Annotated in this window: 21 protein-coding genes; 18 read left to right on the plus strand and 3 right to left on the minus strand. The window is 67.6% G+C overall.

Going from position 1 to position 18,169, the window contains the following annotated elements:
• Positions 1–55: 55 nt before the first annotated feature.
• Positions 56–1,396, plus strand: a complete 1,341-nt coding sequence (locus ACVN9Z_RS04830; RefSeq protein ID WP_006390043.1) for a short-chain fatty acid transporter — start codon at positions 56–58, stop codon at positions 1,394–1,396.
• Between the two features lie 225 nt (positions 1,397–1,621).
• Complete coding sequence (locus tag ACVN9Z_RS04835) at positions 1,622–2,350, plus strand: SDR family NAD(P)-dependent oxidoreductase (protein WP_024070575.1); 729 nt, start codon at positions 1,622–1,624, stop codon at positions 2,348–2,350.
• A gap of 50 nt (positions 2,351–2,400) precedes the next feature.
• Here the strand turns inward: ACVN9Z_RS04835 and ACVN9Z_RS04840 are convergent, their stop codons facing one another.
• The gene (locus tag ACVN9Z_RS04840; protein WP_020926101.1) at positions 2,401–3,183 is read right to left on the minus strand and encodes an IclR family transcriptional regulator; all 783 of its coding nucleotides are present in this window, start codon (positions 3,181–3,183) and stop codon (positions 2,401–2,403) included.
• 170 nt (positions 3,184–3,353) lie between these two features.
• On the opposite strand from ACVN9Z_RS04840, the gene ACVN9Z_RS04845 reads away from it, so the two are divergent.
• The 6 genes from ACVN9Z_RS04845 to ACVN9Z_RS04870 are packed head-to-tail and all read left to right on the plus strand — an operon-like array spanning position 3,354 to position 7,200.
• Positions 3,354–4,043, plus strand: coding sequence for a 3-oxoacid CoA-transferase subunit A (locus ACVN9Z_RS04845; protein ID WP_024070578.1), 690 nt, complete (start codon positions 3,354–3,356; stop codon positions 4,041–4,043).
• The gene (locus ACVN9Z_RS04850) at positions 4,040–4,684 is read left to right on the plus strand and encodes a 3-oxoacid CoA-transferase subunit B (protein WP_020926099.1); all 645 of its coding nucleotides are present in this window, start codon (positions 4,040–4,042) and stop codon (positions 4,682–4,684) included. Before ACVN9Z_RS04845 ends, ACVN9Z_RS04850 begins: the two co-directional genes overlap by 4 nt.
• Before the next feature lie 52 nt (positions 4,685–4,736).
• The gene (gene catC / locus ACVN9Z_RS04855; RefSeq protein ID WP_006390036.1) at positions 4,737–5,012 is read left to right on the plus strand and encodes a muconolactone Delta-isomerase; all 276 of its coding nucleotides are present in this window, start codon (positions 4,737–4,739) and stop codon (positions 5,010–5,012) included.
• A 12-nt stretch (positions 5,013–5,024) separates the two neighbouring features.
• On the plus strand, positions 5,025–5,321 hold the full coding sequence (locus ACVN9Z_RS04860) for a YciI family protein (protein ID WP_024070579.1): 297 nt from the start codon (positions 5,025–5,027) through the stop codon (positions 5,319–5,321).
• Positions 5,322–5,376: 55 nt separating this feature from the next.
• Positions 5,377–6,156 (plus strand): 3-oxoadipate enol-lactonase, encoded by a 780-nt coding sequence (pcaD, locus tag ACVN9Z_RS04865; protein ID WP_054482073.1) that lies wholly within the window; start codon positions 5,377–5,379, stop codon positions 6,154–6,156.
• A gap of 3 nt (positions 6,157–6,159) precedes the next feature.
• Positions 6,160–7,200 carry a cyclase family protein gene (locus ACVN9Z_RS04870; RefSeq protein WP_458213184.1) on the plus strand — a complete coding sequence of 347 codons (1,041 nt, stop codon included), beginning with the start codon at positions 6,160–6,162 and terminating at the stop codon, positions 7,198–7,200.
• A 180-nt stretch (positions 7,201–7,380) separates the two neighbouring features.
• On the opposite strand, the gene ACVN9Z_RS04875 is transcribed toward ACVN9Z_RS04870, so the two are convergent.
• Positions 7,381–7,749, minus strand: coding sequence for a PsiF family protein (locus tag ACVN9Z_RS04875; RefSeq protein WP_020926094.1), 369 nt, complete (start codon positions 7,747–7,749; stop codon positions 7,381–7,383).
• A 378-nt stretch (positions 7,750–8,127) separates the two neighbouring features.
• On the opposite strand from ACVN9Z_RS04875, the gene ACVN9Z_RS04880 reads away from it, so the two are divergent.
• On the plus strand, positions 8,128–8,463 hold the full coding sequence (locus ACVN9Z_RS04880; protein ID WP_006390029.1) for an FxLYD domain-containing protein: 336 nt from the start codon (positions 8,128–8,130) through the stop codon (positions 8,461–8,463).
• A 618-nt stretch (positions 8,464–9,081) separates the two neighbouring features.
• On the plus strand, positions 9,082–9,732 hold the full coding sequence (locus ACVN9Z_RS04885) for a carbonic anhydrase (protein WP_006390028.1): 651 nt from the start codon (positions 9,082–9,084) through the stop codon (positions 9,730–9,732).
• Between the two features lie 501 nt (positions 9,733–10,233).
• On the opposite strand, the gene ACVN9Z_RS04890 is transcribed toward ACVN9Z_RS04885, so the two are convergent.
• Positions 10,234–10,890: a GntR family transcriptional regulator gene (locus ACVN9Z_RS04890; protein WP_231133035.1), complete on the minus strand. Its 657-nt coding sequence runs from the start codon at positions 10,888–10,890 to the stop codon at positions 10,234–10,236.
• 226 nt (positions 10,891–11,116) lie between these two features.
• Between ACVN9Z_RS04890 and ACVN9Z_RS04895 the strand changes: the two genes are divergently transcribed.
• From ACVN9Z_RS04895 to ACVN9Z_RS04930, 8 genes are all read left to right on the plus strand, one after another.
• A complete protein-coding gene (locus tag ACVN9Z_RS04895; RefSeq protein ID WP_006390026.1) occupies positions 11,117–11,908 on the plus strand; it encodes an SDR family NAD(P)-dependent oxidoreductase in 792 nt (263 codons plus the stop codon).
• Between the two features lie 92 nt (positions 11,909–12,000).
• Positions 12,001–13,212 carry an ABC transporter substrate-binding protein gene (locus tag ACVN9Z_RS04900; protein WP_047992025.1) on the plus strand — a complete coding sequence of 404 codons (1,212 nt, stop codon included), beginning with the start codon at positions 12,001–12,003 and terminating at the stop codon, positions 13,210–13,212.
• 61 nt (positions 13,213–13,273) lie between these two features.
• Positions 13,274–14,176: a branched-chain amino acid ABC transporter permease gene (locus ACVN9Z_RS04905; RefSeq protein ID WP_006390024.1), complete on the plus strand. Its 903-nt coding sequence runs from the start codon at positions 13,274–13,276 to the stop codon at positions 14,174–14,176.
• The gene (locus ACVN9Z_RS04910; protein ID WP_458213185.1) at positions 14,173–15,177 is read left to right on the plus strand and encodes a branched-chain amino acid ABC transporter permease; all 1,005 of its coding nucleotides are present in this window, start codon (positions 14,173–14,175) and stop codon (positions 15,175–15,177) included. The genes ACVN9Z_RS04905 and ACVN9Z_RS04910 overlap by 4 nt, the downstream gene beginning before the upstream one ends.
• Entirely contained in the window at positions 15,174–15,938 is a 765-nt protein-coding gene (locus ACVN9Z_RS04915; protein WP_049054129.1) for an ABC transporter ATP-binding protein, read from the plus strand. The genes ACVN9Z_RS04910 and ACVN9Z_RS04915 overlap by 4 nt, the downstream gene beginning before the upstream one ends.
• Positions 15,931–16,650, plus strand: a complete 720-nt coding sequence (locus tag ACVN9Z_RS04920; protein WP_024070589.1) for an ABC transporter ATP-binding protein — start codon at positions 15,931–15,933, stop codon at positions 16,648–16,650. Before ACVN9Z_RS04915 ends, ACVN9Z_RS04920 begins: the two co-directional genes overlap by 8 nt.
• A gap of 9 nt (positions 16,651–16,659) precedes the next feature.
• Entirely contained in the window at positions 16,660–17,415 is a 756-nt protein-coding gene (locus ACVN9Z_RS04925; RefSeq protein ID WP_054471219.1) for an SDR family NAD(P)-dependent oxidoreductase, read from the plus strand.
• Between the two features lie 8 nt (positions 17,416–17,423).
• The gene (locus ACVN9Z_RS04930) at positions 17,424–18,164 is read left to right on the plus strand and encodes an SDR family NAD(P)-dependent oxidoreductase (RefSeq protein ID WP_458213186.1); all 741 of its coding nucleotides are present in this window, start codon (positions 17,424–17,426) and stop codon (positions 18,162–18,164) included.
• Positions 18,165–18,169: the final 5 nt, after the last annotated feature.

Consider the following 18,169-nt stretch of genomic DNA (forward strand, 5'->3'; position numbering starts at 1 on the left):
GCCACGGCGCAAGACACAAGAGCAATACGCCTTACCGGAGTTCGTAGGAGGCACCATGAATAAATTGGCATCTTTTTTCACTGAGCTGATGCGCAAGTATCTGCCCGATCCCTTTGTCTTCGCGATCGCGCTGACCTTGCTCACCGTGCTGCTGGCCATGGGCATCGAAGGCCAGGGCATCGGCGACGTGACCCGCGCCTGGGGCAAGGGCTTCTGGAGCCTGCTGGCGTTCACCACCCAGATGGCCGTGATCCTGGCCATGGGCTACGTGCTGGCCACCGCGCCGCTGACCGACCGCCTGCTCAACCGCATCGTCAGCCACGTGCACAAGCCGCACACCGCCATCATCGTCGCCACGCTGGTGGGCGGCATCGGCAGCTACCTGAACTGGGGCTTCGGCCTGGTCATCGGCGGCATCGTCGCCAAGAAGCTGGCGCTCAAGGTCAAGGGCGTGCACTACCCGCTGATCATCGCCGCGGCCTACAGCGGTTTCACCATGTACGGCCTGGGCCTGTCGGCCAGCATCCCGGTGCTGGTGGCCACCCCCGGCCACCCCACCGCCAAGCAGATGGGCATCATCCCGCTGACGGAAACCATCTTCTCGGTGCCGATGCTGATCACCAGCCTGGTGATCATCGTGACGCTGCCGCTGCTGAACGCCTGGCTGCATCCGAAGAAGGGCGAGAAGATCGTCGAAGTGGATCCGGCCATCGACCGCGACGCCAACGCGTCCAACGCGGCCGAAGACATGCTGGAGAAAGGCACCCTCGCCTCCAAGCTGAACAACAGCCGCATCCTCAGCCTGCTGATCGGCGCGCTGGGCGTGGCCTACGTCGCCTTCCACTTCATCGATGGCGGCTCGCTCGACCTGAACCTGATCAACTTCATCATCCTGTTCCTGGGCATCATCCTGCTGGGCACGCCGGCCGCCTACGTGGCCAAGCTGACCGAAGGCATCAAGACGATCTCCGGGATCATCCTGCAGTACCCGTTCTACGCCGGCATCATGGCCATCATGGCCGCCTCGGGCCTGGTGACCACGATCTCCAAGGTGTTCGTCGACGTCGCCACGCCGGCCACGCTGCCGTTCTGGGGCCTGATCAGCTCGTTCGTCATCAACTTCTTCGCGCCCTCGGCCGGCGGCCACTGGGTCATCCAGGGTCCGTTCATGATCGACGCCGCCCGCGAAATCGGCAGCGCGCTCAACCAGACGACCATGGCCGTGATGCTGGGCAACGCCTGGAACGACCTGGTGCAGCCCTTCTGGATCCTGCCGGCGCTGGCGCTGTCCAAGCTCAAGCTGCGCGACGTGATGGGCTATACGGTCATCATGATGTTGTGGGTCGGCGTGATCCACATCACCGCCGTGCTGGCGTGGGGCTATCTGACCCATTAAGAGGGCCCCCCCCCTACGCGCTGCGCGCGCCCCCCAAGGGGGCGACACCTGCAGACCGGAGAACGAGATCCACCCCGTACGCGCTCGCGCGCGCCCCCTCAAGGGGGCGACACCTGCAGACCGGCAGAGCCGGATCTGGCGGTGTCCTCGCTGGGGAGGTAGATGGAATGTTGAGAGGCGGTGTTCTTGAGGACGTCGCGATTGAGAACTGAATTGGGAGCTGAGATGAGCAAACCTACCGCGTATCTGGTGACCGGCGGCAGCGCCGGGATCGGCGCCGCCATCGTCCGCATGCTGCTGGATGCCGGGCACAAGGTGGTCAACATCGACTACCGCCTGCCCGAGCATCCGCCGGCGGGGCTGGTGTCGTACCAGGCCGACCTGACCGACGAAGCGCGCACCAAGGAAGTGGCCGCCGAAGTGACCGCGGCCTACGACATCGTCGGCCTGGTCAACAACGCCGGCGCCACGCGCCCCGGCACCGCCGACACGGCCACCCTGGCCGACCTGGACTACGTGGTCAACCTGCATCTGCGCACCGCGCTGATCCTGGTGCAGGCCGCGCTGCCGGCGATGCGCGCGGCCGGCTTCGGCCGCATCGTCAACATGTCGTCGCGCGCCGCGCTGGGCAAGCCGGACCGCGTGGTCTATTCGGCCACCAAGGCCGGGCTGGTCGGCCTGACGCGCACGCTGGCGATGGAACTGGGCGGCGACGGCATCACCGTCAACGCCATCGGCCCCGGCCCCATCGCCACGGACCTGTTCACCAAGAGCAACCCCGCCGGCGCGCCGCAGACCGAGCGCATCATCAACAGCATCGTGGTCAAGCGCCTGGGCACGCCCGAGGACGTGGCGCGCGCCGCCATGTTCTTCCTGTCGCCCGACAACGGCTTCGTCACCGGCCAGATGCTGTACGTCTGCGGCGGCACGACGCTGGGCGTCGCCCCGATCTGAGGCCGGCCGCCATGTCCGCCCGCCTGCCCGACTCCGCCCGCCCGCGCCGCCTAGCGGCGCAGCAGCGCGTGGTTGATCTGGTCGGCGGCGTGGCGCAGCGGCGGCAGGAAGGTCGCCAGCATTTCCTCGCGCGAGAAGCGGTTGGCATGGCCGCTGACGTTCATCGCGGCGATCACGCGGCCGCTGCGGTCGACGATCGGCACCGCGACGGATTGCAGGCCCGGTTCCAGTTCCTGCGCCACGCAGGCGTAGCCGTCGGCGCGCACGCCGGCCAGGATGGCCTTGAGCGCGCCGATGTCGGTCACGGTGTCCTTGGTATAGGCCTGGATCTGGCTCATGGCCAGCACCCGGTCCAGTTCGGCCGCGGGCAGGCCCGCCAGCAATACGCGGCCCATCGACGTCACCCAGGCCGGCAGGCGGCTGCCCACCGCCAGGTTGATGGTCATGACCTTGTGCGTCGACAGACGCAGGATGTAGACGATGTCGGCGCCTTCCAGCACCGACACCGAGCACGACTCGCGCGTCTGCTCGGCCACTTCTTCCATGTAGGGCAGCGCCAGGTTCCACAACGGCGTGCCCGACAGGTAGGCGTAGCCCAGTTCGAGGATGCGCGGGGTCAGCGCGAACTTGCGGTCCTCGACCGTGACGTAGCCCAGGTGCTCCAGCGTCAGCAGGATGCGGCGCGCGCCGGCGCGGGTCAGGCCGGTGACGGCCGCGACCTCGGACAGCGTCATCTGGGAACGATCCGGGCCGAACGCCCGGATCACGGACAGGCCGCGCGCAAAAGATTGAACGTAGCTGTCGCTGGGTTGCTGGGTTGCTTGCTCGGCCATCCGTCTACCGCGAGAAAAAACGTTGCCGTTGCCGGCAACCCTGAAACGGGGAGGATCGCACCGCGCCGGCTTGCCTTGACGGTCGACCATCCCCATGAAACGATGTTCTTCAGAAGAACGAAAGTTCTAATTAAGAACAAATTATGACACGCCACCTATGAGCGAACACCATGATTTCTAAGCTTGTTGCAAGCGCGGCGGCCGCCCTCGCCGACGTCCCCGACGGCGCCACCGTCATGATCGGCGGCTTCGGCACCGCCGGCCAGCCCATGGAACTGATCGACGCCCTGCTCGAGCAAGGCGCCAAGGACCTGGTCATCATCAACAACAACGCCGGCAACGGCACCACCGGCCTGGCCGCCCTGCTGGGCGCCAACCGCGTGCGCAAGATCATCTGCTCGTTCCCGCGCCAGGTGGACTCGCAGATCTTCGACGGCCTGTACCGCAGCGGCAAGATCGAACTCGAACTGGTGCCCCAGGGCAACCTGGCCGAGCGCATCCGCGCCGCCGGCGCCGGCATCGGCGCGTTCTTCTCGCCCACCGGCTACGGCACCCCGCTGGCCGACGGCAAGGAAACCCGCGAGATCAACGGCCGCCAATACGTGCTGGAATATCCGCTGCACGCCGACTACGCGCTCATCAAGGCCGAGCGCGGCGACCGCTGGGGCAACCTGGTGTACCGCAAGACCGCGCGCAACTTCGGCCCCATCATGGCCAGCGCCGCGCGCGTGGCCGTGGCCCAGGTGCGCGAAGTCGTGGAACTGGGCGCCCTCGACCCGGAAACCGTCGTCACCCCCGGCATCTTCGTGCAGCGCGTCGTGCAGATCGACGCCGCCCAGGCCGCCAAGGAGCAGCAATGAGCACCAAACTGACCCGCGACCAGATCGCCGCCCGCGTCGCCCAGGACATCCCTGAAGGCGCCTACGTCAACCTCGGCATCGGCCTGCCGACGCTGGTGGCCAACCACCTGCCGGCCGACCGCGAAGTCATCCTGCACACCGAGAACGGCATGCTGGGCATGGGCCCCGCGCCGGCCAAGGGCGAGGAAGACTACGACCTGATCAACGCCGGCAAGCAGCCCGTCACCGAACTGCCCGGCTGCTCGTTCTTCCATCACGCCGACTCGTTCGCGATGATGCGGGGCGGCCACCTGGACATCTGCGTGCTGGGCGCCTTCCAGGTGTCGCAGCACGGCGACCTGGCCAACTGGCACACCGGCGCGCCCGACGCCATCCCCGCCGTGGGCGGCGCGATGGACCTGGCCATCGGCGCCAAGGACGTCTTCGTCATGATGGAACTGCAGACCCGCGAAGGCCAGAGCAAGCTGGTCGACGCCTGCACCTATCCGCTGACCGGCGTGCGCTGCGTGTCGCGCGTGTACACCGACGTGGCCGTGTTCGACATCCGCGCCGACGGCGTCACGGTGATCGACATGTTCGGCGAAACCACCGCCGACGAACTGCTGCGCCTGACCGGCCTGCCGCTGAAGTTTTCCAACTGATCAATCCTCGCGCCCCGGCAACGCCGGGGCCGATTTCCTGGAGACACTCATCATGTTGTTCATGGTTCAAATGCAGGTCAATCTGCCCGTCGACATGCCGGCCGCCCAGGCCGACAAGCTCAAGGCCGACGAAAAGGCGCTGGCGCAGCAGCTGCAACGCGACGGCAAGTGGCAGAGCCTGTGGCGCGTCGTCGGCCGCTACGCCAACGTCAGCATCTTCGACGTGCAGGACAACGACGAACTGCACGCCCTGCTGTCGTCGCTGCCGCTGTTCCCGTACATGGACATCCAGGTGACGGCGCTGGCGCGCCATCCCTCGGCCATCTGATCGGAGCCGCCCATGCCCTACATCATCGAAACCTTCGACAAGCCGGACCACCAGGCCGTGCGCCAGCAGCATCGCGCCGCGCACCTCGAATACCTGGACGCCAACAAGCACCTGCTGCTGGCCTGCGGCGCCAAGCTGCAGGATGACGGCAAGGACCTGGGCGGCGGCCTGTACATCGTCGACCTGGACACGCGCGAGGCCGCGCAGCAGTTCATCGACGCCGATCCCTTCGCCCAGGCGCAGCTGTTCCAGCGCGTGACCATCACGCGCTGGCGCAAGGCCTACGTCGACGGCACCTGCCACCTGTAATCGCCACGCGGCCGCCTCCGGGTGGCCGCGCTTTCATTCCCCGAGGATTTTCCGCATGTCTTACGCCGATCTCAGCCAGGCACGGCTGTTCTACGTCATCGATGGCCCCGCCGACGCGCCGGTGCTGGTGCTCTCCAATTCGCTGGGCACCAACGCCGACATGTGGGCACGCCAGGTTCCCGCGCTGAGCAAGCACTTCCGCGTGCTGCGCTACGACACCCGCGGCCACGGCAAATCCTCGATCCCCGACGGCGAATACAGCTTCGCGCAGCTGGGCAACGACGTCGCCGAACTGCTGGCGCACCTGAACATCGAACGCGCCCACTTCTGCGGCCTGTCGATGGGCGGCCCCACCGGCCTGTGGCTGGCGCTGAACCGTCCCGAACTGATCGGCAAGCTGATCCTGTGCAATACCGCCGCGCGCATCGGCTCGGCCGAAGGCTGGAGCGCCCGCATCGCCGCCGTGGCCGAACAGACGCTGGAAAAGATGGCTCCGACCCTGGTCGAGCGCTGGCTCACCGACGGCTACCGCGCCGCCGAGCCGGGCCTGTCGCAAGTGCTGGTGGACATGCTGCGCCGCACCCCCGACGCCGGCTACTCGGGCAACTGCGCCGCGCTGCGCGACGCCGACTTCCGCGAACAGGTGTCGGCCATCAAGGCGCCGACGCTGGTCATCAGCAGCACCCACGACCTGGCCGCCACGCCCGCGCAGGGCCAGGAACTGGCCGCCGCCATCAACGGCGCGCGCTACCTCGAACTGAACACCTCCCATATCTCCAACTGGGAACAACCGGAAGCCTTCACCCGCGCGGTGGTCGACTTCCTCACGGAGTAAACCATGCAGCGCTGGACCCATCGGCCCGAAGGCTCCAACTGGGGCGACTTCGGACCCGACGACCAACTCGGCCGCCTCAATCTCATCACCGAAGAACAGGTCCTGAAAGGCGCGCGTGAAATCCGCGCCGGCAAGACCTTCTGCCTGTCGCTGCCACTGGACCTGCCCGGCGGCAACGTGCTCAACCCGCGGCGCCATCCGCCGCAACTGAGCCCGACGCGCCTGGCCGACACGCCCTACCTGAACTTCCCGCTGCGCAACGTCAACCCGGACGCGGTCGACGTGCTGAGCGACGACCAGGTGCTGCTGTCGATGCAGTACTCGACGCAATGGGACGCGCTGGCGCACGTCGGCGCGCTGTTCGACGCCGATGGCGACGGCCAGCCCGAGCTGCGCTACTACAACGGCTTCCAGGCCGGCGTCGACGTCATCGGCCCGGCCGATGGCGACCACACCGGCTGCGGCTGCAACAGCGGCGGCCCCTCGGCCGCGCTGAAGCTGGGCGTAGAGAACCTGGCGCAGAAAGGCATGCAGGGCCGCGGCGTGCTGCTGGACCTGGCGCGCCACTACGGCCCCGGCCGCACCCTGGTCGGCCACGCCGAGATCATGCACGTACTGAAGGCCGACGGCATCGAGATCGAGCCCGGCGACATGCTGGTGCTGCGCACCGGCTACGCCGAAGCCGTGGTCGCCATGGCCGGCAAGCCCGACGCCGAGGTGCTGCACACCTACGGCGCCGCGCTCGACGGCACCGACGCCGCGCTGCTGCAGTGGATCACCGACAGCGGCATCGCCGCCATCTGCGCCGACAACTATGCCGTGGAAGCCTATCCCGCGCGCGAGAAAACCGGCCCGCGCGCCATGCTGCCGCTGCATCACCACTGCCTGTTCAAGCTGGGCCTGCCGCTGGCCGAGCTGTGGTACCTGAAGGACCTGGCCGACTGGCTTCGCGCCAACGGCCGCCACCGCTTCATGCTGACCGCCCCGCCGCTGCGCCTGCCGCACGCGATCGGCTCGCCGGTCACGCCGATCGCCACGGTGTAGGCGACGCCTGCGGTTGCGCCGGGCGTGGCGGGAATGCGCGCCTGGCAGGTACGCTCTTCAACGGCATCGTCGCCATCAGGGCTCGCCGCAACGGGCGACGCCCGACTTGGAGCACGCAGAAAAAAGCGCCGGCCCGTTCAACGGCCGGCGCTTTTCACCCGCGCGGAATCAACGCCGCGTTCAGCCCTTCAGGCAAGTGCTCATGAAGGTCTTGCGCTTGTCGCCGGTCAGCTTCTGCTCGCCGGCCTTGGCGTTGCAGTCCTTCATCTTCTGCTGCTGCGGCGTCAGCTGCTTGGCGGGCGGCGGCGCCTCGCCCTTCAGGCAGGCGCTCATGTACGTCTTGCGCTCATCGCCCTTCTTGCCCTCGGCCGACTTGTTGCAATCGGCCATGCGCTGCTGCTGCGCGGTTGGCGTCTTGGCGGGCGTGGCGGCAGGCGCCGGGGTCTTGGCGGGTGCGGGCGTGGCGGCCGGCGTCTGGGCATGGACGGCGCCCAGGAAACAGGCGGACAACACGATGGCCGAAGCCAATTGGCTAGTACGGGAAAGCATGAGTTCCTCCCTTGAGCGCCCGCCGGCGCCATCCTGGCGCACACCCGGGCCGCAAGATCCGCCGGCCAAGTTGCCGGCGTGGTCATCATCGGACAAAGCCGCATGCTCCGCAAGCGCCGAAAGGACAACAAATGCTAACGCCGCCGCGATCGTTCAGCTTGCGGAAAGGCGCGAAAATACCCGCAAGTCGGAGACATTCCGATGCACTTGTGGCATCCACAGATGAATCTGCGGCCATCCCCTGCAACCTGTTACCCATTCATCCCTTTGGCCCGTTGTGCGCCCGGCGGGAAAGGTGTGAGATAGGCGCATGACCCCGACACGCGGCCCCAGAGTCCGCGGCTGGGACGCCCGGCAACCGGGTCACAGGAGACCGCCATGAAAACCGTCCTCGCCTCCCTCGCATTGCTGGCCGGCCTGACCGGTGCCGCCCATGCCCAAAACCTGTACGGCGTCACGCTGGGCAATATCCAGGCGATCCGCGACGCCAACGAAAACGTCTCCACCATCACCGGCTCGCTGGCCAACCAATCGGCCCGCGCCGTCAACTACGTCATGCTCACTTTCGTGCTCTACGACGAACAGGGCCGCGAAATCGGCCGCGTGCGCGACGACGACATCGGCCCCCTGGCGCCGGGCCAGATCAAGATGATCCGCGCCATCACGCCGCTGCAATTCGCCAAGGTCACCGCCCTGGACATCCGGGCCAGGTGAATGGTTGACCCCCACGCTGCGCGCTGCGCGCTTGCTGCCCCCCGAGGGGGCTGTCCGGCCTTCGGGCGGCCGGGCGGCCGGACGGCTTTTCTTGCGCGACGGCCGCGCGTTTCCCACGCTGCGCGCTGCGCGCTTGCTGCCCCCCGAGGGGGCTGTCCGGCCTTCGGGCGGCCGGGCGACCGGACGGCTTTTCTTGCGCGACGGCCGCGCGTTTCCCACGCTGCGCGCTGCGCGCTTGCTGCCCCCCGAGGGGGCTGTCCGGCCTTCGGGCGGCCGGGCGGCCGGACGGCTTTTCTTGCGCGACGGCCGCGCGTTTCCCACGCTGCGTGCTGCGCGCTTGCTGCCCCCCGAGGGGGCTGTCCGGCCTTCGGGCGGCCGGGCGACAGGACGGCTTTTCTTGCGCGACGGCCGCGCGTTTCCCACGCTGCGCTCACTTGCCCGACGGATTGCTCCGGCAAAAAACCCTTATCGGGATAGGGTTTAGTCAAGCCGGCGCAAGTCCAATTGTGGGAAAATTCCGCAGCCGACTCGACAAAAGGGGCTTCCACACGAAGCCCCTTGTTGCGTCCGCCGGCACGCCGGCATGCCCGGCCCAGTTATCAAGGAAGTGAAAAGATCATGTTTCCCAAAAGACTCACCGAAGGCTATCAGTCCTTTCTCGCCGGCCGCTTCCACTCGGAACGCAGCCGCTACGAAAAACTGGCCGAAACTGGGCAAAGCCCGGAAATCCTGATCATCGGCTGTTGCGACTCGCGCGTCTCGCCCGAAGCCATCTTCGACGCCGGCCCCGGCGAAATGTTCGTCGTGCGCAACGTCGCCAACCTGGTCCCGCCCTGTGACCCCGACTCCGAATCCTCGTACCACGGCACCAGCGCCGCCATCGAATTCGCCGTCAACGGCCTGAACGTCAAGCACATCGTCGTCCTCGGCCACGCCTCCTGCGGCGGCATCCGCGCCTTCTTCGACGACGCCAAGCCCCTGACCAAGGGCGACTTCATCGGCAAGTGGATGTCCCAGATCGCCCCCGTCGCCGACGAACTCGGCCCCGGCGGCGACGACCGCGCCGCCAACCTCAAGCGCCTGGAACTCGCCGTCATCGGCCACAGCCTGAACAACCTGATGACCTTCCCCTCCATCCGCCGCCGCGTCGAAAAGGGCGACCTGGAGCTGCACGGCACCTACTTCGGCGTCGCCACCGGCGTCCTGTTCCTGCGCGACCCCGCCACCGGCGAATTCAGTCCCTGCCTGGAAACCGGCCTGCCCGGCTGATCGCTCCCCAAACGCGGCGGCTCGGCCGCCGCGCGCATGTCGCCACGGACAAATAGCGCAGACGCATCCGCGCCATGCAAACGCGGCTGGCACGCCAAACCGTCACAGCGCAGCCGCAACATCACACGGCCAGCGCAGCGCCATCACCAGCGCGCAGCGTCATCCCCGACGCCAGACACCCAAACGCCAAAGAAGGCCGCCCGCGCGGCCGCCTTTGGCGACCCCGCAAGACCTTCCCCTACCCCCGATCGCTGGCAAAAACGCCAAGCAAACAACTAGCCCCCACGGCCCCCGTTAAGTCTCATCGCGAGCGGGTGACGGGGCAGGCGGGGGATGGCGGGGCGTGTAGATGCGCCCGAGGGAATCTGAAGGGAAGGCCGCAGGCCTGGACGAAGATGACGAAGGGGGAGTCCGGAGCGAACGCTCCGGACCGCAATCGTAGCCCCGCCATCCCCCGCCTGCCCCGTCACCCGCGGCTAAAGAACCCAACCGCCAGCCCCCTTAGACCCGATAGGCCTGCGCCAACCTCTCATAATTACTCTTGAGAATGATCCCCGCATAGTAGACATGCTCCCGCATCAGATCCTCAGCCCGCGCTCCATCCCGCGCAATAATGGCATTGACGATCCGATGATGATCATCATGCGACCGCAGAATGATCCCATGATCCTCCCACAGGATGATCCGATCCGACGCATACGGAATCGCCTGCGCCTGCGTCGCGAACCGCTTCACCCACGGATTGCCCGCCGCCTCCAGGATCCCGTTGTGCAAGGTGATGTTGACCTGCTGGTAAGGCAGATGGTCCTCCGCCAGCAGCACGCCCTTGCCGAGAATGCGATCGCCTTCGTCCAGGCAGTTCTTCAGCACCGCCACCGCGTCATTCGATAAACCGCGCAGCGCCGCCTGCCGACAGGCCAATCCTTCGAGCGCCGCCCGCACCTCGTAAGCCGCCACGATCTCGGCCAGGTCATACGCCCGCACCGTATAACCGCGCTTGGGCAGGTGCTCCAGCAGCCCCTCGTTGCCCAGCGTCGCCAGGGCCGCCCGCACCGGCGTGCGCGACACCCCCAGCTTCTCGGCCAGCGGAATTTCCTCCAGGCGGGCGCCCGGGCTGAACTTGCCATGCAGCACCCAGTCCCGCAGCGTATCGGTCACGTGTTGAGATAGCGTATCCATGCCCACATTGTATACATGAAGAATACATGCGACAGCGCCCCATACCATCACGCTAGGGCTTTCCCCAATGAGAACCATCAAGCTTCATGCGCAACTACGGGAAACCCCCTATACCTGCCTCCCCGTCATGTATACATAATCGCCAAAAATTCAGATCAGCGGACGCCGTTTCCAAGGCGGACGAATCCGCGCAACAGGAGGCAGCATGTCCAATGTATCCACGCCGGCCGCAGGCCCGGCTCCGCGGCTCGCGCTCGTCACCGGCGGTGGCGGCGGCATCGGCGCCACCATCTGCCAGGAGCTGGCCCGCGCCGGCTACCGCGTGGTGGTGTCGGACGTGGATGCCCAGCGCGCCCGCCGCGTGGCCGACGAACTCGGCGCGCCCCACAGCGCCCATGCCTTCGACGTCAGCGATGAAAGCGCCGTCGAAACGGCGTTCGACCAGATCGAGCAGGCCCACGGCCCCATCGCCGTGCTGGTCAGCGCCGCCGGCCTGCTGCTGTTCCAGCCCAACGGCGAACGGCCGCTCATCAAGGACACCACGCTCGACATCTGGGAACGCAGCTTCGCCGTCAACGCGCGCGGCGTGTTCCTGTGCGGCCGCGCCTACCTGCGCCGGCGCGAAGCCGCGCCGCTCAAGCATGGCCGCATCGTCACCTTCACGTCGGTCGCCGCGCAACTGGGCGGCTATCGCTCCAGCGCCTCGTACATCGCCGCCAAGTCGGCCGTGCTGGGCCTGACCAAGGCCATGGCGCGCGAATCCGCGCACCTGGGCATCACCGTCAACGGCATCGCGCCGGGGCTGATCGACACCGACATGCTGCGCAGCACCGTCACCAGCAGCGGCGCGCTCGCGGCGGCCGCCCAGGCGATTCCGCTGGGCCGCATCGGCACGGTGGACGATGTCGCCGCCGCGGTGCGTTTCCTGGCCTCGGAAGAAGCGGGCTACATCACCGGCAGCGTCATCGACGTCAACGGCGGCTACCGCATGCAGTGAACCCTGTGCAATGAACCCAATCCGGCGGCTTCGCCGCCAAGCAGCAACGCGCCATCGATAAAGGCGCGCACTCAAAAAACGGGAGACAAACCATGAAGCACCTCCGCCGCCACGCGGCCGCCGCGCTATGCGCCCTCGCCCTGGGCGCTTCCGCCCAGGCCCAGCAGGAACCCGGCATCACCGACAAGACCATCAGGATCGGCCTGTTCGCGCCCCTGTCGGGCAGCGGCATGGCCTATGGCTTTGACGTGCTGAACGCCGCCAAGATGTGGTACGCCAAGGTCAACAAGGAAGGCGGCATCAACGGCCGCCAGATCGAGCTGGTGATCGAGGACGACCGCTGCAACGCCAACGACCTGGTGGCGGCGGTCAAGAAGCTGACGGAGCAGGACAAGGTGTTCCTGCTGAACGGCGGCTCGTGCTCGGCCGCCGTGGTGGCCGCGCGCGAATACGTCGAGCGCGAGAAGGTGCCGCTGGTCATGCTCAACGCCTCGGGCGACGGCGCGCTGTATCCGCCGTCCAAGTACATCTACGGCGCGTTCTCGATCTCGCAGCACGCCGTGGGCGGCTCGATGGTGCAGTTCGCCGCCGAGCATCTCAAGGCCAAGAAGATCGGCTACATCAACCATGACGATGCCTACGGCGGCTGGAACCTGGAAGCCGCCCAGGCCCAGTCCAAGCAGCTGGGCGGCCTGAACCTGCAGGTGCAATCGGTCAATCCAAACATCACCGACGTGACCGCGCCGATGCTCAAGATCCGCGCCGGCAATCCCGACGTGCTGCTGCTGACGACGTATGCCCGGCCCGCCGCGCTGATCATCAAGAAGGCGCAGGAACTGGGCTGGAACAAGCCCATCGTGCTGGCCGTCAACGGCACCGCCGACCTGAAGCAGCTGGTCGAGAACGTCGGCAACAAGGACGCCTTCAAGAACGTCTACATCCAGGAAGTGCTGGCCGACGTGCCCGGCGGCGCCAAGCTGACCTGGGTCTACGACATGTACAAGCAGGCCTATCCGGACCTGGCCGCCAAGCCCGGCCATCCGCAGACCTACATGCCCTACGGCCTGCCGCCCGCCATGGCGGTGGTCAATGCGCTCAAGGCCGCCGGCCCGCAGCCCACTCGCGAGAAGGTGCTGGCCGCGCTGGAGACCATGAAGTTCGATTCCGGCGTCATGGCCGGCCCGATCGAATTCGGCCCGAACGACCGCGCCGCGCAGGAATCGGCCATCTACATCAAGTTCGACGGCACCAACATGTCGCTCGTGCCGGGCGCCTTCAAGAGCGTCTGGCAGTACCAGCCGTAACCGCCGCCACAGGCCAGGTCCGCGCCGCGGCGCAGCGCCGCGCGGACCGCCGGAGACCATCATGAGCTTTGCCGATATCTGGTTGTTCCTGCAGCAGGGGGTGCTGTCGGGACTGGTGACGGGCAGCGTGTATGCGCTGCTGGCGGTCGCCGTCGTCATCATTTTCAAGACCACGGATGTGCCCAATTTCGCCCAGGGCGAGATCTTCATGGTCGGGGGCTACGTCGCCCTGTTCCTGACCCTGGTGATGGGCTGGCCCTACCTGGCGGTCATCCCGGTGACGCTGGCCGTGGTGGCCGTGGTCTCCGGCCTGTTCCAGCGCGTCGTCATGGAGCGCGTCATCGCCTCCAGGGGCGTGGGCGTGCAGATGGTGATCGCCACGCTGGGCCTGGCCTACGCCCTTAAAGGGCTGGTGCGCCAGACCGGGCTGGGCGACACGCCGCGCTCGCTGCCGCCGCTGGCCCCCACCGACGCCATCCTCATCGGCGATGCCGTGCTGACACAGCTGGACCTGGTGATCTTCGCCGTGGCCGTGGGCGTGATGCTGCTGCTGTACGTGATGTTCACCTACACCCGCGTGGGCAAGGCCATGCGCGCCGTCGGCATGAACCCCAAGGCCGCGCGCCTGGTGGGCGTGAACCTGACGCGCATCCGCATGATGGTGTGGGCGCTGTCCGGGCTGATCTCGGCCGTGGCCGCGCTGCTCATCACGCCCAAGATCCTGATCACGCCGGACATCGGCCACATCGCCATCCTGGCCTACGCGGCCGCCATCGTCGGCGGCATCACCAGCCTGCCCGGGGCGGTGGTCGGCGGCTTCGTGATCGGCGTGGCCGAGAACCTGGTGGGCCTGTTCATTTCGACCAACGCCATCGTGGTGGCGCCCTTCGTCGCCATCATGGTGGTGCTGCTGCTGCGTCCGCAAGGCCTGCTGGGCGGCAAACTGCAGGTGAAAAAAGTATGAAATCCAAGACCGACCGCGCCCTGCTGGCGCTGATGGCCGTGGCGCTGGCGGCCCTGCCGTTCGTCGCCAGCGGCTATGTGATCTACGTCGTCAACCTGCTGATGGTGTTCGTGGTGCTGGCCCTGGGCCTGCACATCGTCATCGGCGAGACCGGGCAGTTCGCCCTGTCGCACGCCGCGTTCTACGGCGTCGGCATCTACACCGCCGGGCTGATCAACAACCTGTGGCATCCGCCCTTCTTCGTCTCGATCCTGGCGGGCGGGCTGTTGGCGGCCGTGCTCGGCTACCTGATCGGCGCGCTGGCGCTGCGCATGCGCGACATCTACCTGGCGCTATCCACGTTCGCCTTTGGCGAGGCGATGCAGTGGGTGTTCCTGAACTGGCAGTCGGTGACCAACGGCTCGAACGGCTTCCGCATTTCGCCGGCCACGCTGTTCGGCTATGAGCTGGTGTCCGACATCAAGGCCTATCCCTTCGTGGTAGCGATCGCCGCGCTGCTGCTGTGGGCCACCGTGGCGCTGTCGCGCTCGCAGCTGGGCTCGGCCTTCCGCGCCGTGCGCGAGAGCGACGTGGCGGCGCAGGCCATGGGGGTGAACGTGAACGCCATCAAGCGCACCGCCTTCACGCTGTCGGCCGCCTACGCCGGCATCGCCGGCGGCATGTACACCACCTTCGCCTCGTTCATCCACCCGGAAAGCCTGGGCTTCCAGACCACCATCCTGATCCTGACCATGGTGGTGGTGGGCGGCATCGGCTCGGTGCGCGGCGCCATCGCCGGCGCGATCGGCTTCGGCCTGATCTCGGAGCTGCTGCGCCAGGCGCTGTCGTTCCAGGAAATCATCTACGGCGTGATCCTGATGGGCTTCATGATGTTCGCGCCCAAGGGCCTGTTCGCCAGCCGCGAGGCGCGCCGCCACGCGCCGCCGCCGGCCGCCCCGCTGCCCGCGCGCCGGGACGCTCAGGGCGCGACCGCCAAACCCACGCAAAGGAGCGCCGCATGAGCGCCCAACCCTACCTCGACGTCCAGGGCCTGACGGTGAAATTCGGCGGCCTGACCGCCATCAACGGCCTGTCGATGCAGGTCGAACGCGGCCGCATCCACGCGTTGATCGGCCCCAACGGCGCCGGCAAGTCCACCACCTTCAATTGCGTCTCGCGCTACTACCGGCCGACGCAGGGCCGCATCGTCTTCGACGGCATCGACGTCACGAAAAAGAAGCCGCACGAAATGGCGGCGCTGGGCGTGGCCCGCACCTTCCAGAACCTGGAGTTGTTCAGCGCACTGAGCGTGCGCGAGAACGCGCTGCTGGGCACCTATGCGCACGGCGCCAGCACGGCCGCGCGCCTGCTGCGCCCGGCCACCGCCGAGGCGCGCGAACGCGTCGAACACCTGCTCGAACGCGTCGGCCTGGCCGACTTCCTCGACACGCCCGCGTGCAGCCTGGACTTCGGCCGCCAGAAGATGCTGGAACTGGCGCGCGCGCTGGCCATCTCGCCCAAGCTGCTATTGCTGGACGAGCCCGCCGCCGGCCTGCGCAATCGCGAAATCGAGACGCTCGACCGCATCCTCACCGAGCTGTGCGAACGCGACGGCATCACGGTGCTGCTGGTCGAGCACGTAATGCAGCTGGTGATGTCGATCTCGGATCGCATCACCGTCATGTCGTTCGGCGAGAAGATCGCCGAAGGCACGCCCGCGGAGGTGCGCAGCAACCCCCGCGTCATCGAAGCCTATCTGGGCAAGGGAGCCGCCGGTGGCTGAGAACCTGCTTGAAGTCGAATCGGTCAGCGCCGCCTACGGCAATATCCGCGCCCTGCAGGACGTGTCGCTGAAAGTGCCGCAGGGCGCCATCGTCGCGCTGCTGGGCGCCAACGGCGCCGGCAAGTCCACCACGCTCAACGTGATCTCGCGGCTGGTGACGCCCACCGCGGGCAGCGTGCGCTTTGCGGGCGAGGCCATCCATCGCCAGCCGGCCGACGCCATCGTCAGCCGCGGCATCGTGCAGGTGCCGGAGGGCCGCGAGATCTTCCGCGAAATGAGCGTGCGCGAGAACCTGGAGATGGGCGCCTACCTGCGCCAGGACCGCCAGGCGGTCAAGGCCGACCTGGACATGGTCTGCGATACCTTCCCGCGGCTGCGCGAGCGCTTCGAGCAGAAGGCCGCCACGCTGTCGGGCGGCGAACAGCAGATGCTGGCCACCGGCCGCGCCATGATGGCGCGCCCGCGCATGATCCTGCTGGACGAACCGTCCATGGGCCTGTCGCCGCTGGTGGTGGAACAGATATTCGACATCGTGCTGCGCCTGAACCGCGAACAGGGCATCACCATCCTGCTGGTGGAACAGAACGTGAAGCTGGCGCTGTCGGTGTCCAGCTATGCCTACATCCTGGAAAACGGCGAGATCGCGCTGGAAGGCGCATCGGCCGCGCTGGCCAGCGACGAAGGCGTGCAGCGCGCCTACCTGGGCGGCTAGGAGCGAACCATGACCCTGATGATGCAAGACAAGCGGGTCCTCGTCACCGGCGCCGGGCGCGGCCTGGGCGCCACCATCGCGCAGGGCTTCGCGCGCGAAGGCGCCACCGTGATCGTGGCCGACCTCGATCCCGCCCTGGCCCGCGCCAGCGCCCAGGCCATCGCGGCCGCCGGCGGCCGCGCCATCGACGCCGCGCTGGACGTGACCGACGCCGAGGCGGTACGCGCCTTCGCCGCCGAATGCGAAGCGCGCCACGGTGCCATCGACGTGCTGGTCAACAACGCCGGCATCTCGGCGCGCGCGCCGTTCGACGATCCACAGACCCCGCAGATCTGGGAACGCGTGATGAACGTGAACCTGCAGGGCACCTTCAACGTCACCCACGCCTTCGTCGAACAGCTCAAGGCCCGCCGCGGCGCCATCGTCAACCTGTGCTCGATCGTGGCCTATGGCTGCGGCATCTCGACCGCCGGCTACGTGGTCTCCAAGGGCGGCGTGCGCTCGTTCACCGAAGTGCTGGCGCGCGACCTGGCGCCGCACGGGGTGCGCGTCAACGCCGTCGCCCCCGGCCTGATGGAAACCGAGATGACCGCCGGCCAGCGCGCCCAGGCCCACGGCACCGACTGGTACATGCGGCGCGCGCCGATGGCGCGGGCCGGACGCGCCGACGAGATCGTCGGCCCCGTGCTGTTCCTGGCCTCGGCCATGGCCAGCTACGTCAATGGCGTGGTGCTGCCGGTGGACGGCGGCTACCTGGCCGTATAGGAATCGATATGGAACCCCTCAACTCCCTCGGCACCGCGCTGGTCACCGGCGGCGCCAGCGGCATGGGCCTGGCGATCGTCGAGCGGCTGGCGCGCGACGGCTTTCGGGTCGTCATGGCCGACCGCAACGCGGCCCTGGCCGACAAGGAAACCCAGGCGCTGCGCGCGCAGGGCCTGGATGTGGACTACCGCGTGGTCGACCTGGCGGACGAACACGCCACCCGCGCCCTGGTGCGCGAACTGGCGCCGCTGGCGGCGCTGGTCAACAACGCCGGCCTGTTCGATGAGCGCAAGTTCTTCGACGTCACCAGCGATGATTACCGGCGCATGTACGACGTCAACCTGCTGGCCGTCGCCACCCTGACGCAGGAAGCCGCGCACGACATGGCCGCCGGCGGCAAGATCGTCAACATCGCCTCGCGCGCCTACCTGGGCGCGCGCAACCATCCGCACTACGTGGCCTCGAAGGCTGCGCTGGTGGGCTACACCCGCGCCTCGGCCATGGAACTGGCGCCACGCGGCATCCTGGTGAACGCCATCGCCCCCGGGCTGATCGACACCCCGCTGCTGCGCAATCTGAGCCCCGAACGCCTGGCGGCGCAGTTGGCGCTGCAGCCCACGGGCCGCGCCGGCCAGCCGCGAGACGTGGCCAACGCGGTGTCGTTCCTGGCCTCGCCGCAAATGGACTTCATCACCGGCCAGGTGATTTTCGTGGACGGCGGCAAGTCGCTGGGCGGGTCGGGAGCATAGGCAGC

The organism is Achromobacter sp. KK8 (assembly GCF_054188005.1).

Bases quoted from the DNA above. Each gene is read 5' to 3' on its own strand.
- ACVN9Z_RS04895 (WP_006390026.1), top strand. From the start codon at position 11,117: ATGTCCAATGTATCCACGCCGGCCGCAGGCCCGGCTCCGCGGCTCGCG.
- ACVN9Z_RS04835 (WP_024070575.1), top strand. From the start codon at position 1,622: ATGAGCAAACCTACCGCGTATCTGGTGACCGGCGGCAGCGCCGGGATC.
- ACVN9Z_RS04910 (WP_458213185.1), top strand. From the start codon at position 14,173: ATGAAATCCAAGACCGACCGCGCCCTGCTGGCGCTGATGGCCGTGGCG.
- ACVN9Z_RS04845 (WP_024070578.1), top strand. From the start codon at position 3,354: ATGATTTCTAAGCTTGTTGCAAGCGCGGCGGCCGCCCTCGCCGACGTC.
- ACVN9Z_RS04925 (WP_054471219.1), top strand. From the start codon at position 16,660: ATGACCCTGATGATGCAAGACAAGCGGGTCCTCGTCACCGGCGCCGGG.
- ACVN9Z_RS04840 (WP_020926101.1), bottom strand. From the start codon at position 3,183: ATGGCCGAGCAAGCAACCCAGCAACCCAGCGACAGCTACGTTCAATCT.
- ACVN9Z_RS04905 (WP_006390024.1), top strand. From the start codon at position 13,274: ATGAGCTTTGCCGATATCTGGTTGTTCCTGCAGCAGGGGGTGCTGTCG.
- pcaD (WP_054482073.1), top strand. From the start codon at position 5,377: ATGTCTTACGCCGATCTCAGCCAGGCACGGCTGTTCTACGTCATCGAT.
- ACVN9Z_RS04830 (WP_006390043.1), top strand. From the start codon at position 56: ATGAATAAATTGGCATCTTTTTTCACTGAGCTGATGCGCAAGTATCTG.
- ACVN9Z_RS04875 (WP_020926094.1), bottom strand. From the start codon at position 7,749: ATGCTTTCCCGTACTAGCCAATTGGCTTCGGCCATCGTGTTGTCCGCC.
- ACVN9Z_RS04915 (WP_049054129.1), top strand. From the start codon at position 15,174: ATGAGCGCCCAACCCTACCTCGACGTCCAGGGCCTGACGGTGAAATTC.
- ACVN9Z_RS04930 (WP_458213186.1), top strand. From the start codon at position 17,424: ATGGAACCCCTCAACTCCCTCGGCACCGCGCTGGTCACCGGCGGCGCC.
- ACVN9Z_RS04885 (WP_006390028.1), top strand. From the start codon at position 9,082: ATGTTTCCCAAAAGACTCACCGAAGGCTATCAGTCCTTTCTCGCCGGC.
- ACVN9Z_RS04900 (WP_047992025.1), top strand. From the start codon at position 12,001: ATGAAGCACCTCCGCCGCCACGCGGCCGCCGCGCTATGCGCCCTCGCC.
- ACVN9Z_RS04850 (WP_020926099.1), top strand. From the start codon at position 4,040: ATGAGCACCAAACTGACCCGCGACCAGATCGCCGCCCGCGTCGCCCAG.
- catC (WP_006390036.1), top strand. From the start codon at position 4,737: ATGTTGTTCATGGTTCAAATGCAGGTCAATCTGCCCGTCGACATGCCG.
- ACVN9Z_RS04870 (WP_458213184.1), top strand. From the start codon at position 6,160: ATGCAGCGCTGGACCCATCGGCCCGAAGGCTCCAACTGGGGCGACTTC.
- ACVN9Z_RS04880 (WP_006390029.1), top strand. From the start codon at position 8,128: ATGAAAACCGTCCTCGCCTCCCTCGCATTGCTGGCCGGCCTGACCGGT.
- ACVN9Z_RS04860 (WP_024070579.1), top strand. From the start codon at position 5,025: ATGCCCTACATCATCGAAACCTTCGACAAGCCGGACCACCAGGCCGTG.